14 protein-coding genes are annotated in these 14,241 nt (G+C 66.8%); 7 read left to right on the forward strand and 7 right to left on the reverse strand.

The features are described 5' to 3' along the window. Window positions 1–35: 35 nt before the first annotated feature. The 3 genes from N536_RS0106905 to N536_RS0106915 all read right to left on the reverse strand — a co-directional run bounded on the left by N536_RS0106905 (window position 36) and on the right by N536_RS0106915 (window position 2,507). Window positions 36–188: a hypothetical protein gene (locus N536_RS0106905; RefSeq protein WP_155948470.1), complete on the reverse strand. Its 153-nt coding sequence runs from the start codon at window positions 186–188 to the stop codon at window positions 36–38. A gap of 103 nt (window positions 189–291) precedes the next feature. Continuing rightward, window positions 292–1,047, reverse strand: coding sequence for an IclR family transcriptional regulator (locus N536_RS0106910; protein WP_029112947.1), 756 nt, complete (start codon window positions 1,045–1,047; stop codon window positions 292–294). Continuing rightward, window positions 1,044–2,507, reverse strand: coding sequence for an APC family permease (locus N536_RS0106915; protein WP_029112948.1), 1,464 nt, complete (start codon window positions 2,505–2,507; stop codon window positions 1,044–1,046). The genes N536_RS0106910 and N536_RS0106915 overlap by 4 nt, the downstream gene beginning before the upstream one ends. Window positions 2,508–2,946: 439 nt before the next feature. Between N536_RS0106915 and N536_RS0106925 the strand changes: the two genes are divergently transcribed. Genes N536_RS0106925 through N536_RS0106935 form a run of 3 tightly spaced genes read left to right on the forward strand, consistent with a single transcriptional unit; the run spans window position 2,947 to window position 7,830 of the window. Continuing rightward, the gene (locus N536_RS0106925) at window positions 2,947–4,380 is read left to right on the forward strand and encodes an aldehyde dehydrogenase family protein (protein WP_369798404.1); all 1,434 of its coding nucleotides are present in this window, start codon (window positions 2,947–2,949) and stop codon (window positions 4,378–4,380) included. 31 nt (window positions 4,381–4,411) lie between these two features. Further along, entirely contained in the window at window positions 4,412–5,890 is a 1,479-nt protein-coding gene (locus N536_RS0106930) for an APC family permease (RefSeq protein ID WP_029112950.1), read from the forward strand. Further along, the gene (locus N536_RS0106935; RefSeq protein ID WP_036435717.1) at window positions 5,887–7,830 is read left to right on the forward strand and encodes a primary-amine oxidase; all 1,944 of its coding nucleotides are present in this window, start codon (window positions 5,887–5,889) and stop codon (window positions 7,828–7,830) included. Before N536_RS0106930 ends, N536_RS0106935 begins: the two co-directional genes overlap by 4 nt. A gap of 9 nt (window positions 7,831–7,839) precedes the next feature. On the opposite strand, the gene N536_RS0106940 is transcribed toward N536_RS0106935, so the two are convergent. Together N536_RS0106940 and N536_RS0106945 are read right to left on the reverse strand one after the other, a co-directional pair. Then, the gene (locus N536_RS0106940) at window positions 7,840–8,520 is read right to left on the reverse strand and encodes an ANTAR domain-containing protein (protein WP_029112952.1); all 681 of its coding nucleotides are present in this window, start codon (window positions 8,518–8,520) and stop codon (window positions 7,840–7,842) included. 123 nt (window positions 8,521–8,643) lie between these two features. After that, window positions 8,644–8,865 (reverse strand): hypothetical protein, encoded by a 222-nt coding sequence (locus N536_RS0106945; RefSeq protein ID WP_231514445.1) that lies wholly within the window; start codon window positions 8,863–8,865, stop codon window positions 8,644–8,646. 116 nt (window positions 8,866–8,981) lie between these two features. Here N536_RS0106945 and N536_RS0106950 point away from each other — a divergent pair, with 116 nt between their 5' ends. The 4 genes from N536_RS0106950 to N536_RS0106965 all read left to right on the forward strand — a co-directional run bounded on the left by N536_RS0106950 (window position 8,982) and on the right by N536_RS0106965 (window position 13,150). Continuing rightward, the gene (locus N536_RS0106950; protein ID WP_036435719.1) at window positions 8,982–10,196 is read left to right on the forward strand and encodes an acetyl-CoA acetyltransferase; all 1,215 of its coding nucleotides are present in this window, start codon (window positions 8,982–8,984) and stop codon (window positions 10,194–10,196) included. After that, window positions 10,197–11,714 (forward strand): carotenoid oxygenase family protein, encoded by a 1,518-nt coding sequence (locus N536_RS0106955; protein ID WP_029112955.1) that lies wholly within the window; start codon window positions 10,197–10,199, stop codon window positions 11,712–11,714. It begins immediately after the preceding gene. A 33-nt stretch (window positions 11,715–11,747) separates the two neighbouring features. Then, window positions 11,748–12,593 (forward strand): helix-turn-helix domain-containing protein, encoded by an 846-nt coding sequence (locus N536_RS0106960; RefSeq protein WP_036435806.1) that lies wholly within the window; start codon window positions 11,748–11,750, stop codon window positions 12,591–12,593. Window positions 12,594–12,700: 107 nt separating this feature from the next. Further along, the gene (locus tag N536_RS0106965) at window positions 12,701–13,150 is read left to right on the forward strand and encodes an Hsp20/alpha crystallin family protein (RefSeq protein ID WP_029112957.1); all 450 of its coding nucleotides are present in this window, start codon (window positions 12,701–12,703) and stop codon (window positions 13,148–13,150) included. A gap of 60 nt (window positions 13,151–13,210) precedes the next feature. Here the strand turns inward: N536_RS0106965 and N536_RS0106970 are convergent, their stop codons facing one another. Continuing rightward, the gene (locus tag N536_RS0106970) at window positions 13,211–13,801 is read right to left on the reverse strand and encodes a GNAT family N-acetyltransferase (protein WP_029112958.1); all 591 of its coding nucleotides are present in this window, start codon (window positions 13,799–13,801) and stop codon (window positions 13,211–13,213) included. Further along, window positions 13,798–14,232 carry a hypothetical protein gene (locus N536_RS0106975; protein WP_029112959.1) on the reverse strand — a complete coding sequence of 145 codons (435 nt, stop codon included), beginning with the start codon at window positions 14,230–14,232 and terminating at the stop codon, window positions 13,798–13,800. Before N536_RS0106975 ends, N536_RS0106970 begins: the two co-directional genes overlap by 4 nt. Window positions 14,233–14,241: the final 9 nt, after the last annotated feature.

Below are 14,241 nucleotides of genomic sequence, written 5' to 3' on the forward strand. Positions count from 1 at the left end.
TTCGGCCCCCTCCCACCGGGAGGGGGCCGAACTCGTCACGGCACGGTCGACTGCACCAGCGATGGGCTGGAAGTGCCTGGTCCGGGCTCGGCGGGCGCCGCCCAGCAGAGGGCGCCGATGCCGATCAGGCTGGCGACCAGGACGCCAAGGATCAGTCCGGGGCGGGTCACGTCGTCTGGGTAGTTCATCGGTTCTCCTGGCGTGCGGCCGCCCGAACGGGCGGCGTTCACTAGCTAGGAGTCGCGAGGCGCCTCGATTCGCACACTTTTTCGCGCACGAGTTTCCGGCCGCCTACGCCAGTAGCGGCGAGAGCGTCGACGCCAGAGCCTGCAAATGCTCCACCTGCTTGGCGATCAGGTGTTGGTGGTCGACGTGACCGGTCAGGGCGACCGCGGCCACCAGGGTCCCATGCGGAGCCCGCACCGGGACCGCCAGACAGACCGAATCCTCGCTCAGCTCGCCGACCTGTGTCGCATAACCCTGTCCGGCAACCAGATCGAGGTGGCTGCGCAGGTCGCTCTTCGTGACGATGGTGCGCGACGTGATCGCACGCATCGTCGCCACCGCGACGGTGGCATCGGGGTCCGCCTTCTCCGCCAGGAGCAGCTTCCCGACCGCACTGGCGTACAGGTGGGCGTTCACGACCGTGACGTCGACGGGTGGCGGATACTCCGGATCGGTGTCGGCGGCTCGAACCTGGGTGTTGGTGTAGTAGAAGAGTTGGACCCCGAACCGGACGGAGAGCCGCATCTCGGCGATCGCGTTTCGCGCAGCGGTGCAGACGACCGGCTGGACCGCTGCATCGACCAGTGCCGAAACCTTTTGCCCCAGAGCAAATCCGGACAGGTCAGGCAGCCGGACCAGATAGCCTTCCCCGACCAGGATCGTCAGCAGTCGATACACCGTCGCGGACGGCATCGCAAGACTGGCGGCGATGTCCTTGGCCGTGACGCCCTGGCCATTGCGGGCTACGGCATCGAGCACGCGCAACGCGCTTTCTACGGCCTTGGGCTGGCGTCCGGACAGTGCGTTCTCGCCAGGGTTCACCGGCGCACCTCCCACGGCCGGTATGCACCGAGAAGGTCGTCCGCGACGGGCTCGTCGTAAACGCCCATCCGGCCGAGCAGACCGCGATCGCGTCGAGCTCGAATCGCGAAGGTGACCATGCCAATGGCAAGCCATCCCACGTAGATGCACGTCGCTGCCCCGGCAAGGTAGGTGTGCGACAGCGCCGCCCACCCGACCAGGACCACGAGGGCGCCGGACACCGATACGCCCACGATCACCGGCATCCGGGAGAGTTCACCGATGCGGCGAAGGAATGCAGGGGCAGCGACGGCGACCAGAATGTAGGCGATGACGTATCCGTGCGCTGACACCGCCAGCAGCCCAAGCATCGCGTCTCTGCTCGACCCCGTGGCGACGAGAGCCGCAACGGGTGCCGCCACGATCACCGGCATCGCGAGGCACAAGGCGAAGTGCGGGGTGTGAAAGCGTTCGTGCGTTCGACCGAGGACACGCGGCAGCACGCCCTCGCGTCCCATCGCAAACAACGTTCGGGACAGCGCCGTCGTCGACCCGATGACGCAGGCAAACCAGGACGCCGTGATGCCCAATTCCATGAGGATCGACAGCACCGATGCCCCGGTGCCCGCCGAATCAGACAGTGACAGAACGAGAACGAACGAGTTGCCCGTGCCACCAACGGTGCCGGGAAGTTGAAGCGCCGCGGCAAGGACGTACAGCGCACCGACCGCTATCGGCGTCCACCTGATCGCCCGCGTGACCGCGACGAGCGGGTTGCGGGCCTCCCGCGCAACGGTGCCCGCGCTTTCGAACCCGACGAACGACGTGATCGCGATCAGTAGACCGAACCCGATCGCGGAGCCGGTGGCTGGTCCGTCCGGCTCGGGCGTCACCCCGCCACCGGTCACCGAGGCCTGCACGAACGCGACGATCAACACCGCGGTAGCGGCGACGATCGCGAACAGCTCGATCGCCAGCGACACCCTGGCGGACAACTGGATGCCACGCACCATGAACGCCAAGGCGAGCAGCCCGACGGCAGCGGCAAGGAGCGACGTCGACGGAGTCCCACCGGTCAGACCGAGCCTGCCGGCCAAGGCGCCCAGGTAGCTTGCCGCACCGAGCACGCTGGCCATTGCCGCGGCGGCGTATCCGATGACCAACGACCAGCCCGCACCGAACCCGGGGGCGGCACCGAGGCCCTTGACCACGTAGCTGTACAACCCGCTCACCGCGACCATCCGCGAGGTGAACTGTCCGATGCAGTAACCCACCGCCGTCATGAGCAGCGCGGCGGCGAAGAAGACGGCGATGGTCGCGCGGCCTGCCTCCGGCATGACGAGCGCGGGCAACGTCACCATGACCGCCGACGGCGCGACGGCCGATACGGATTGACCGAGCACCTGAACGAACGTCAACTGCGCCCGCCGCAGGCCGGCCACCGGTGAGGTGGTCCTGATCTCGTGCTTCTGGCCGGCCAACCGATCACCTCACATCCCGCGGGTCGCTAGCGTAATCCCACGACGGCTGACGGTATCGAAGTTCGAACCGTTCGAGTGACGTTCGGACGTTAAGTTCCGAGGGTTTTCAAATGAGAATTCACGTCCCCCTCCGACTGTCACTCCACCGGTTACGCCGCGCGCGACGGCGTGGGCAGCGGTGATGCCGCCATCCAAATGAGAATGCCGGCTTCGATCTCGAATGAGAATGCGAGGCAAGGAAATTCCCAATCGAATTTCGCGGTGACGCAGGCCACGCGCAGCGTTATCGTCAGATCCGAGCATACCGGAGCGACCCGATATCCACTTCGAACACATTCTGCCAGAACCATTTTCATACGAAGGTGAGACCGTCGTGACTGCAACACTGCCGTGGACCCTTGAGAAGAAGGTCGTCGACTTCATCTCCCGGCCGAAGAAGATGCTGATCGGCGGCAACTGGGTCGATGCCGCCTCGGGCAAGGCGTTCGACACCGTCGACCCCGCGACCGGCCAGGTGATCACCACGGTCCCGCACGGAGCACCAGAAGACGTCGACCGCGCCGTCGCCGCGGCCCGTACCGCTTTCGAAGACGGGCCGTGGCGCACGATCACACCCGCTGCGCGCCAACGCATCCTGTGGGCCATCGGTCAGGGAATCCTCGACCATGCCGACGAGTTCGCGCAGCTCGAATCCATCGACAACGGCAAGTCGGTTGCGGTCGCCCGCGCGGTCGACGTCGTGTGGTCCGCCGAGATCTTCTTCTACTACGCCGGTTGGGCCACGAAGATCGAAGGCCGCACCATCCCGGTATCCGTCCCGTGGGCACCCGGTGGCCAGTTCCACGCCTACACCCTGCGGGAGCCCGTCGGCGTATGCGCGCAGATCATCCCGTGGAACTTCCCACTCGTGATGGCCGCCTTCAAGCTCGCACCAGCCCTGACCTGCGGCAACACCATGATCTTGAAGCCAGCAGAGCAGACGCCGCTGTCGGCGCTGCTGCTCGCCGAGATCATCGCCGACGCCGGGGTCCCGGATGGAGTCGTCAACGTCGTGACCGGGTTCGCCGACGTGGGCGCCGCGCTGTCGACGCACGACGACGTGGACAAGGTCGCGTTCACCGGGTCGACCGAGGTCGGCAAGAAGATCGTGCACGCGGCTGCCGGCAATCTGAAGAAGGTCTCGCTCGAGCTCGGCGGCAAGAGTCCCCAGGTCGTATTCGCCGACGCGGACCTGGAAGCCGCCATCCCCGGCGTCGCCGGCGGCTTCCTCTTCAACCACGGTCAGGCTTGCACGGCAGGCACGCGTCTCCTCGTCGAAGACAGCGTCTTCGACGAATTCACCCAAGGAGTCGCGGATTTCGCGAAGAGCCGCAAGATCGGACCCGGCCTCGACCCGTCCAACGACATCGGCCCGTTGATCTCCGAGGAACAACTCAACAAGGTCACCGGGTATCTCGACGCCGGCATCGCCGACGGTGCCCGCGCACTGTCCGGTGGCGGCCGCCACGGTGACACCGGCTTCTACGTCGAGCCCACCCTCCTCGTCGACGTCGAGTCCGACTTCAGCGTGTACCAGGAGGAGATCTTCGGACCCGTCGCCGTCGCGGTGCCGTTCAACCGCGAGAAGGGCGTTCGCGCCGCGGCCAACGACACCCCGTTCGGCCTCGCCGCCAGCGTGTGGACGCGGGACATTTCCCGTGCCCATCAGATCGCCGCGCAGATCAAGGCGGGCACGGTGTGGATCAACTGCCACAACGCATTCGACTCCGCGTTGCCGTTCGGCGGATACAAGCAGTCCGGCTGGGGACGCGAGCTCGGAGAGGGCGCCATCAGCGAGTACACCCAGTCCAAGTCCATCAACATCGCGCTCTAGACCTCCCCATCCCCTTCCCGAAGGAACGCACATGACTACGCAGACCACCCCCGGCGCCCCGGATGTCGGCGCCGAACCGTCGCACCGCCTGGCAGGCAAGCTCGGCCCCGCCGCCATCGTGTTCATGGTGGTGGCCGCGGCCGCGCCGTTGACGGTCATCGCCGGCACCGTGCCCCTCGGCATCTCGGCGGGCAACGGCGCGGCGTTCCCCGCGTCCTACCTCGTCTGCACGGTCATCCTGCTGTTCTTCGCCGTCGGATTCACCGCCATGGCCAAGCACATCCCTGGTGCCGGTGCCTTCTACACCTACGTCACCCAGGGGCTCGGCAGGCATTCCGGACTCGGTGCGGCATTCCTCGCCCTGCTGTCCTACACCGCCGTGCAAGGGGCGGTATACGGCTACATCGGCGCGGCCGTCAACGACTTCGTCACCTCGCACGGTGGTCCCGAACTGCCTTGGTACGCCTGGGCATTGGCCGTGATGGTCGTGGTCGCGGTGCTGGGATACCGGCACATCGACCTGTCAGGCAAGGTCCTCGGCGTCCTGCTGGTGTGCGAGGTCGGCATCGTGCTCGTCATCGACGCGGCCGTCGTGATCAAGGGCGGTGGCGAGGCCGGCCTGTCCACCACGATGTTCAATCCGGGCCAATTCTTCTCTGGCGCACCGGGAATCGCGCTCATCTTCGCCGTCGCCGGGTACATCGGGTTCGAAGCCACCGCGGTGTTCCGCGACGAAGCGCGGGACCCGTCCCGCACCATCCCGCGAGCGACGTACCTGGCGCTGCTGATCATCGGCGGCTTCTACGCACTGTCGAGCTGGGCGCTGGTCAGCGCATGGGGTGACGAGGGCGCCGTCGCGCTGGCCACCGAGAACCCCGAGGGCATGATCACCGAGACCGCCACGAAGTACGTTGGGACCGCGGCCGGTGACCTCGTGCAGATCTTCCTCATCACCAGCCTCTTCGCAGCGCTGCTGAGCTTCCACAACGTGCTGGCCCGCTACATCTTCTCGCTCGGAAACAGCAATGCGCTGCCGGCATTGGTCGGGCGCTCGCACGCCAAGCACTCCTCACCCCACATCGCCTCGACCGTGCAGACCGTGTCGGCACTGGTTCTGGTCGCGGCAGCGGCGTTCGCCGGGCTGGACCCGGTGACTCAGGTGTTCGCCTGGTTCGCCGGTGTGTCGTCGGTGGGCATCGTCGCACTGATGGTGTTGACGTCCATCGCGGTACTGGTGTTCTTCCGTCGCTCGGACTGCGAGACGAGCCGGTGGAAGACCGTCATCGCACCCAGCATCGGGCTGGTCGGTCTTGCGGTGCTGTTGTACATGACCGTCATCAACCTGCCGCTGCTGGTGGGCGGTTCGACCACATTGGCCTACATCATCGGCGTCGTCCTGCTGGGCACCTTCGCGGGCGGAGTCGCCGTCGCACTGCTTCGTCCCCACGCGGCCCGGCCCGAGCAACACACAGCGTCCACCCCCACCCTCGACAAGGAGTCGGCACGATGACCATCACCGCACACGGCGCTTCGACGCAGACCACCCCTGATTTGAACGTCGCTCCCGCCCATCCACTTTCGACGCTCACCGCCGACGAGGTCGCGGCCGCCCGTGCCGTCATCGACGAGGCCGGCTTGATCGGCGAGGACACCCGGTTCGTGTTCGTCGGCCTGCAAGAGCCCAGCAAGTCGACCGTCCAGCGCTTCGTCACGGGCGATCCGGTCGAGCGCCGCGTTCGGGTGATCCTGCTCGATCGCGCCTCCGGCGCCGGTGACGATCTGATCGTCTCGGTCACCAGCCGCGAGATCGTCAGCGCCACCCGGGTGGACTCCACCACCGACGGGCACGTCCCGATTCTCGACGAGGAGTTCGAGGACATCGAAGGATTCCTGCTCGAGAGCGCCGACTGGCTCGCCGCGATGAGCCGGCGGGGCATCGACCCGGCCAAGGTACGCGCTGTTCCGTTGTCCGCGGGCGTGTTCGGGCACGAAGGCGAGGTCGGGCACCGCATGGTGCGTGTCCTGGCGTTCTTCCAGGACGACGAAGCGGATCTGCCATGGGCACACCCGATCGACGGCGTGGTGGCCTACGTGAACCTCACCGAGCGCCGCGTCACGACGGTGATCGACGACGTCGAGCTGAAGGTCCCTGCGCAGCGCGGCGAGTGGAACGCCGCCCCCCACGCGTCCGCCGAGCGCACCGACCTCAAGCCCATCGAGATCACTCAGCCGGAAGGGGCGAGCTTCACCGTCGACGGCAACGAAATCACCTGGGCGGATTGGCAATTCCGGTTCGGCTTCGACGTGCGCGAGGGGTTGACCCTGCACCAACTTTCCATCGCCGACCGTCCGGTGATCTACCGTGCATCGATCGCGGAGATGGTGGTGCCGTACGCCGACCCGTCGCCGGTGCGCTACTGGCAGAACTACTTCGACCAGGGCGAGTACCTGTTCGGCCGCTACACCAACTCCCTCGAACTGGGCTGCGACTGCCTGGGTGAGATCCAGTACTTCGACGCGGTGATCGCCGACGAGCAGGGCCACCCCCGGGTGATGAAGAACGCGATCTGCCTGCACGAGGAGGACTACGGCGTGCTGTGGAAGCACACCGACATGTTCAACGGCATGGCGGAGACGCGTCGGTCGCGTCGACTCGTCATTTCCTTCTTCCTGACCATCGGGAACTACGACTACGGGTTCTACTGGTACCTGTATCTCGACGGCACCATCGAATTGGAGGCCAAGGCCACCGGCATCGTGTTCACCTCTGCCTACCGCGGCCAGGACGGGTTCGCCACCGAAATGGCGCCGGGACTCGGCGCACCGTTCCACCAGCACCTGTTCTCGGCGCGGCTGGACATGGCGGTCGACGGCAACGTCAACATCGTGGAGGAAGTCGACGCCGTCCCCGAGCCGATGGGGCCGAACAACCCCTGGGGCAACGCGTTTCGCTGCCAGAAGACCAAGCTCACGTCCGAGTCCACCGCCAAGCGGATCGCGGACAATCTCAAGGCCCGGGTGTGGCACATCACCAACCCGACCAAGCAGAACTACCTCGGCCAGAACGTCGGCTACGCGCTTCATCCCGAAGGTCAGCCGGTTCTGCTCGCCGATCCGTCGAGCTCGATAGCGGCACGGGCGGCATTCGCCACCAAGCACCTGTGGGTGACCCAGTACGACGAGACGCAACGTTATTCAGCGGGCGACTTCGTCAATCAGCACCCGGGGCAGGCCGGGTTGCCGGCGTTCACCGCCGGTGACCGCAGCGTCGACGGGGAGGACATCGTCGTGTGGCACACCTTCGGGCTGACGCACTTCCCACGTCCCGAGGACTGGCCGGTGATGCCCGTGGACTACGCCGGGTTCAAGCTCAAGCCGGTGGGATTCTTCGACCGCAACCCCGCCCTGAACGTCGCGCCCACCTCGTCGGGACACTGCTGTCCGGAGTGACCGCGATGCTCACGTCCCCCGGGTGTCGATGACCTTCTGCGCGACGTCGATGAGCTTGGTGTTGGTGTCCTGTGACAGCTGGCGCAGCATGGAGAAGGCACGCACGTCGTCGATGCCGAACCGCTCCATGATGATGCCCTTGGCCTGGCCGATCCTGTCACGCGTCGACAATGCCGACTGGAGCTGATCGCCTTCCCGGCTGGCCAGGATCGCGGCCGCCGCGTGCGCTGCCAGCACCATGCCGACGGTGTCAGCCTCGGTATCCCACGCGTGGGGCTCGAACCCGAACAGGTTCAGCGCCCCGGCCGTGCGTTCGGCGGTGTACAGCTTGAACGACAAACCGCTGCGCACCCCCAGCGCGGCGACGGCAGGCGAGTACGTCGGCCAGCGCTCCTCGTGGCTGAAGTCGTTGGTCCGCACCACGATTTCGTCCAGCGCCGCCTCGACGCACGGTCCCTCGAGTGAGGACATCTGCAGCTTGTCCAGCTGGTACATCAGGTCCGACGTGGGCGCCACGGTTTCGAAGGTGTTGTTCTTCCCGACGAGCAGGATGCCGGCGAGGTCCACACCCGGAATCAGCATCTTGGCGGCCGCCGTGACGTCGGCGAGTACGTCATTGACACTGCGCAACGCGATGGACCGAGCCAGCTCCGCCATGCGGAGAGCAAGATCGTGGTTCTGCGTTGTCATAACTGCATGATCCCCCGTTTGTGGCACCGGTATGCGGGAAATGCTCGTGCATAGGTGCGCTTGGCGGTGCACATCCAAGCGCGCCTAGGTCTTGCCGGTTCAGAATAGAGCCGGTAAGGCCGTTCACGCCGCGACGGTGATGTCGACGGACAGCCAGTCGCTGATGGCGTGCACCTTGGGCCAGTCGCCGGCGCACGTCGCGCGGGCCAGGTCCTCGGTCATCGGGCTGTGTACCCCGAGTTCGGCGAGCCACTCGGATACCGTGGCCGCAATGCGTTGACCCGGTACCCGCGCCGCGCGCCTGGCGTGCAGCCGGTCGACGATGTCGTAGGTCGTCGTTCTCATATCCGGTGTCCTTCTCATACAGGTGAGAGGTAGGACGGGCCCGCGGTCCGACACTTTTTTGCACGAGTTTTCCGAGATTTCTTCAGTCACTCTGTTAGTTGAAGTACCGTGCAGTGATGGGTGGCTCGAACGTGTGGATCCTCGGCGGCTTCCAGAGCGACTTCGCGCGGAATCTGACGCGCGAGAACCTCGACTTCGCGGACCTCACGGCCGACGTCGTGACGGCCACGCTGGAGGCGGCCAAGATCGACGCCGCCGACATCGGCGTCGTCCACGTCGGCAACGCGTTCGGTGAGATGTTCGCAGCTCAGGGGCACCTTGGAGCCATGCCTGCCAGCGTGGTCGACGGCCTGTGGAACACGCCGTCCGCGCGGCACGAGGCGGCCTGCGCCTCCGGAAGCGTCGCCGTCCTGGCCGCAATCGCGGACCTTCGCTCCGGCGCGTACGACACCGCCCTCGTCGTCGGCATCGAGTTGGAGAAGACAGTGCCGGGCGACACCGCCGCCCAGCATCTCGGAGCTGCCGCCTGGGCAGGGCACGAAGGCCAGGACGCCAAGTTCGTCTGGCCCTACATGTTCGACCGGGTCGCCGACGAGTACGACCGCCGCTACGGCATCGACGACGCGCATCTGCGGGCCATCGCGCAACTGAACTTCGCCAATGCCCGGGCCAACCCCAACGCCCAGACCCGCGCCTGGACCGTCCCGGACCCCCTGACCGACGACGACGCCACCAACCCCCTCGTCGAAGGGCGACTGCGCCGGTTCGACTGCAGCCAGATGACCGACGGCGGCGCGGCCCTCGTCCTGGTCGGCGATGACTACCTGCGCGAGCATCCCGGCGCGCGGCCGATCGGGCGCATCGAGGGCTGGGGGCACCGGACCGTCGGCCTGGGCCTGCAGCAGAAACTGGACCGCTCGACCGACGACCCGTACGTAATGCCGCACGTGCGACGGGCCGTGCTCGACGCGTTCGAGCGCGCCCGGGTCTCGCTGGGTGATCTCGACGGCTTCGAGGTGCACGACTGCTTCACCCCGAGCGAGTACCTCGCGATCGACCACATCGGACTGACTGGGCCCGGCGAATCGTGGAAGGCCATCGAGAACGGCGAGATCGCGATCGGCGGCCGGCTGCCGGTCAACCCCAGTGGCGGGCTGATCGGTGGCGGCCATCCCGTCGGCGCCACCGGGGTCCGCATGCTCCTCGACGCCGCCAAACAAGTCAGCGGAACCGCGGGCGGGTACCAGGTCGACGGGGCGCGCACATTCGGCACGCTCAACTTCGGCGGCAGCACGGCAACGACGGTCAGCTTCGTCGTGACGGAGGCGTAGATGCATACCGAGATCGTGGGCAAGTTCCTGTCGACGCTGCCCGACGACGACGACCACCCCTACCGCACCCGGCCGTGGCGCCCGCAGACCACCGAGTGGGACGCCGACGACCTGACCGTCGTCGCCGGCGAGATCCCCACCGACCTGGACGGCGTCTACCTGCGCAACACCGAGAACCCGTTGCACCCTGCGCTCAAGGCGTACCACCCGTTCGACGGTGACGGCATGATCCACGTCGTCGGCTTCCGCGACGGAAAGGCCTTCTACCGCAACAGGTTCATCCGCACCGACGGATTCGCCGCGGAGAACGAAGCGGGCGGCCCATTGTGGCCGGGGCTGGCCGAACCCGTCGAGTTGGCGCGCCGCGACTACGGCTGGGGCGCACGGACGTTGATGAAGGACGCCTCGTCGACCGACGTGACCGTGCATCGCGGCACCGCGCTGACGAGCTTCTACCAGTGCGGCGATCTCTACCGCGTCGACCCGTACTCGGGTGCCACGCTCGGCAAGCAGGACTGGGGCGGGGCCTTCCCGTTCGACTGGGGCGTCTCCGCGCACCCCAAGGTCGATGACCGCACCGGGGAACTGTTGTTCTTCAACTACGGCAAGCAGGCGCCCTTCATGCACTTCGGCGTCGTCGACGCGAACAACGAACTGGTGCACTACGTCGACGTGCCACTGCCCGGTCCGCGCCTGCCGCACGACATGGCGTTCACCGAGAACTACGTGATACTCAACGACTTTCCGTTGTTCTGGCAGCCGGAATACCTGGAGCGCAACGCCCACGTCGCGCGATTCCACCGCGACATGCCCTCGCGCTTCGCGGTCGTTCCGCGGCGCGGCGGCGCGGGCGAGATCCGGTGGTTCGAAGCCGACCCCACCTACGTGCTGCACTTCACCAACGCCTACGAGGACGGCGACGAGATCGTGCTCGACGGGTTCTTCCAGGGCGACCCCGAACCGGCCGACAACGGCATGGGCAACAAGTGGCAACGGGCCTTCCGGTTTCTGGCCCTCGACCGGATGCAGGCCCGATTGCACCGCTGGCGCTTCAACCTCGTCACGGGCGGGGTGCGCGAGGAGCAATTGTCCGACAGCATCACCGAATTCGGGATGATCAACGCGGCGTATGCCGGCGGCGCCTACCGCTACGCGTATGCCGCGACGGGCAAGCCCGGGTGGTTCCTGTTCGACGGTCTGGTCAAGCACGACTTGAAGACCGGTACCGAGGAACGCTTCGGGTTCGGCGACGGCGTCTACGGCAGCGAGACGGCGATGGCGCCGCGGCTGGGCAGTCGTGGTGAGGACGACGGGTATCTCGTCACCATCACCACCGACATGAACGACGACGCGTCGTATGCGTTGGTGTTCGACGCCGCCCGGGTCGGCGACGGTCCGGTGTGCAAACTGGCTCTGCCGGAACGGGTTTCCAGCGGCACGCATTCGACCTGGGCACCCGGCTCGGAGCTGCGGCGCTGGCGCACGACGGACTCGGCCGCCGAGGCGATCGGGCTGTAGGTGAGCGGGGCCGAGGTCAATGCGGTCGGCCGGATGCTCGGCCTGCTTGGCGACGAATGGACGCTGCTGATCACCCAGCAGGCGCTGCTCGGCGTCACTCGCTACGCCGACTTCGCTGCCCGCCTGCCGATCTCGCATGCGACGCTCACCAACCGGCTGGCCGCGATGACCGGCGACGGGCTGCTGGTCCGCCGCAGCTATCAGGCCAGACCGCCGCGGCACGAATACCTCCTCACGCCGCGCGGCCGGTCACTGTGGCCGGTGTTCACGTCGATCTGGAACTGGGAACGCCGCTGGGTGCCCGAGCACGTCGACCGTCTGCCCGCGATGCACCACGTCACGTGCGGGGCCGACTTCACACCGCTCGTGACCTGCCTCGCTTGCACCGAACCCGTGACCGAGAAGGACGTCCAGGCGACGTGGGGACCCAGCGGCTCTTGGGCGCGGTCCATGCCGGTGGAATCGACCAGGCGGCGGTCCACCTCCGGTGCCCGCGGCCCGTTTCCGCAGACCATGAACATCCTCGGCAACCGATGGGGATTCGCGTTGCTGGTCGCGGCGTTCGTCGGCACGTCCCGGTTCGGTGACTTCGCCAGCCAGCTGGGCGCGCCACCGGGCTCGCTCACCGACCGCCTGCAGATCTTCGTCGCGGGCGGCGTGCTGGAGTCGAGGAGTGGCCAGTATCTGCTGACCGAGAAGGGCCGTGCGGTGTTTCCGATACTGATCACCGCGCTGCAGTGGGCGCAGCGGTGGTTCAGCGCGCCGGAAGGCCCAGCCGTGCTGCTCCGGCACACGGTGTGCGGCAACCCCTTCCACGCCGTGCTCGCCTGCGATCAGTGCGCGGAGAAGCTCGCCGGATCAGCCATCGAAACGCGATGAACCGGTCTGGCACTCTCCGCATGAGAGTGCTAAATTTTGAAGTGCACAGTGATTGGCTGCCCGCCAGGGTGGCGGGCTTCTGACTCGACAAAGGGAGGTGCATTGCTGTGCTTCGTTTTGATCCGTTCAGTGACCTTGACGTGTTGACCCGGGGCTTGCTGAATGGCCAGACCGGATCACAACGCAGTCCACGGTTCATGCCCATGGACCTGCTCAAGGTCGACGACCACTACGTCCTGACCGCCGATCTCCCCGGTGTCGACCCGGGCTCGGTCGAAATCGACGTCGACAACGGCACGCTGACCATTTCCGCTCACCGCACCGCCCGCGGTGAGGACTCGGTGCAGTGGTTGGCCAACGAGCGCTTCTTCGGCAAGTACCGCAGGCAGTTGTCGCTCGGTGACGGCATCGACGCCTCCGCGATTTCGGCGACCTACGACAACGGCGTCCTCACCGTGACGATCCCGCTCGCGGAGCAGGCCAAGCCGCGCAAGATCGAGATCGCCCACGGCGGAACGCAGAAGTCGATCGAGCCGACGACCGTCGATTCCGAGTAACGACACGTGGACCGGTGGCGGCCTGCGCCGTCACCGGTCCAGCCGTCACCGGTCCAGCCGTCACCGGTCCAGCCGGAACCGCAAGTGGTTGCGCACCGCGGGCCACTCCACGTCGAGGATCGAATACACGACCGTGTCGCGCCGCGACCCGTCGGGCAGCAGCTGGTGGCTGCGCAACACGCCGTCCAGCTTGGCACCAAGACGTTCGATGGCTGTGCGGCTGGTCGTATTGAAGAAGTGCGTCCTGAATTCGACGGCGACGCAATCCAATTCGTCGAAGGCGTGGCTGAGCATCAGCAGCTTTGCCTCGGTGTTGACCCCGGTGCGCCGGGCCGATCCGGCGAACCAGGTGGCACCAATCTCGAGCCGCCGGTTCGGCGGGTCGACGTTGAGATAGCTCGACGATCCGACGACGCGACCGTCCAACGCACGGGCGACGAACGTCAGGCCGGTGTCGGGATGCTGCGCGGCCAGCCGCAGATCGACCCACTCCCGAGCGGTGTGAGGAGACGGCGCGCTGGTGAACCACAGGGCGCCGACGTTCCCGTCGGCCGAGGCTTCGGCGATTTCGGTGACGTGATCGGTGCGCAACGGCTCGAGCGCCACCCAGCGCTGCCCGGTCAGCACGACCGGTTCAACGAAGCCGGTCATGCGCGTCGACCCGCGTCGGACCATGCCGCGACCATCGCCAGCACGGACCCAACGACGGCGACGACGACGGCCACGCCCCCCACGTACCAGCCGTATCCCGCTGCGATGGGCGCCGCGACGTACAACCGGAAGTACCACCACGCGAGCACCGTCAACAGAACCGAAATCGACAGGGCCGCAGTCGAAGCAATCCGAGCGGACAAGCCGCGGGCAGCCATCGCCGCCGCCACGATCAAGGCCGACGACAACAGCACGATCAGTTGTCCGACTCCGAAGCCCGGCGGAGGCACGGGAATCTGTCCGACCTTCCCACCGATGGCGTTGGCCCGGCCACCGCCGTCGGCGCTCGTCGTCAACCACGGCAGCCACGCGCTGACCAGCAGGACCAGCGCGCACAGCACGACGAACCATGCGGGGCGCAGCCGAGACATGCGTCGAGA

The organism is Mycobacterium sp. URHB0044 (assembly GCF_000620625.1).
Taxonomy (GTDB): Bacteria; Actinomycetota; Actinomycetes; order Mycobacteriales; family Mycobacteriaceae; genus Mycobacterium.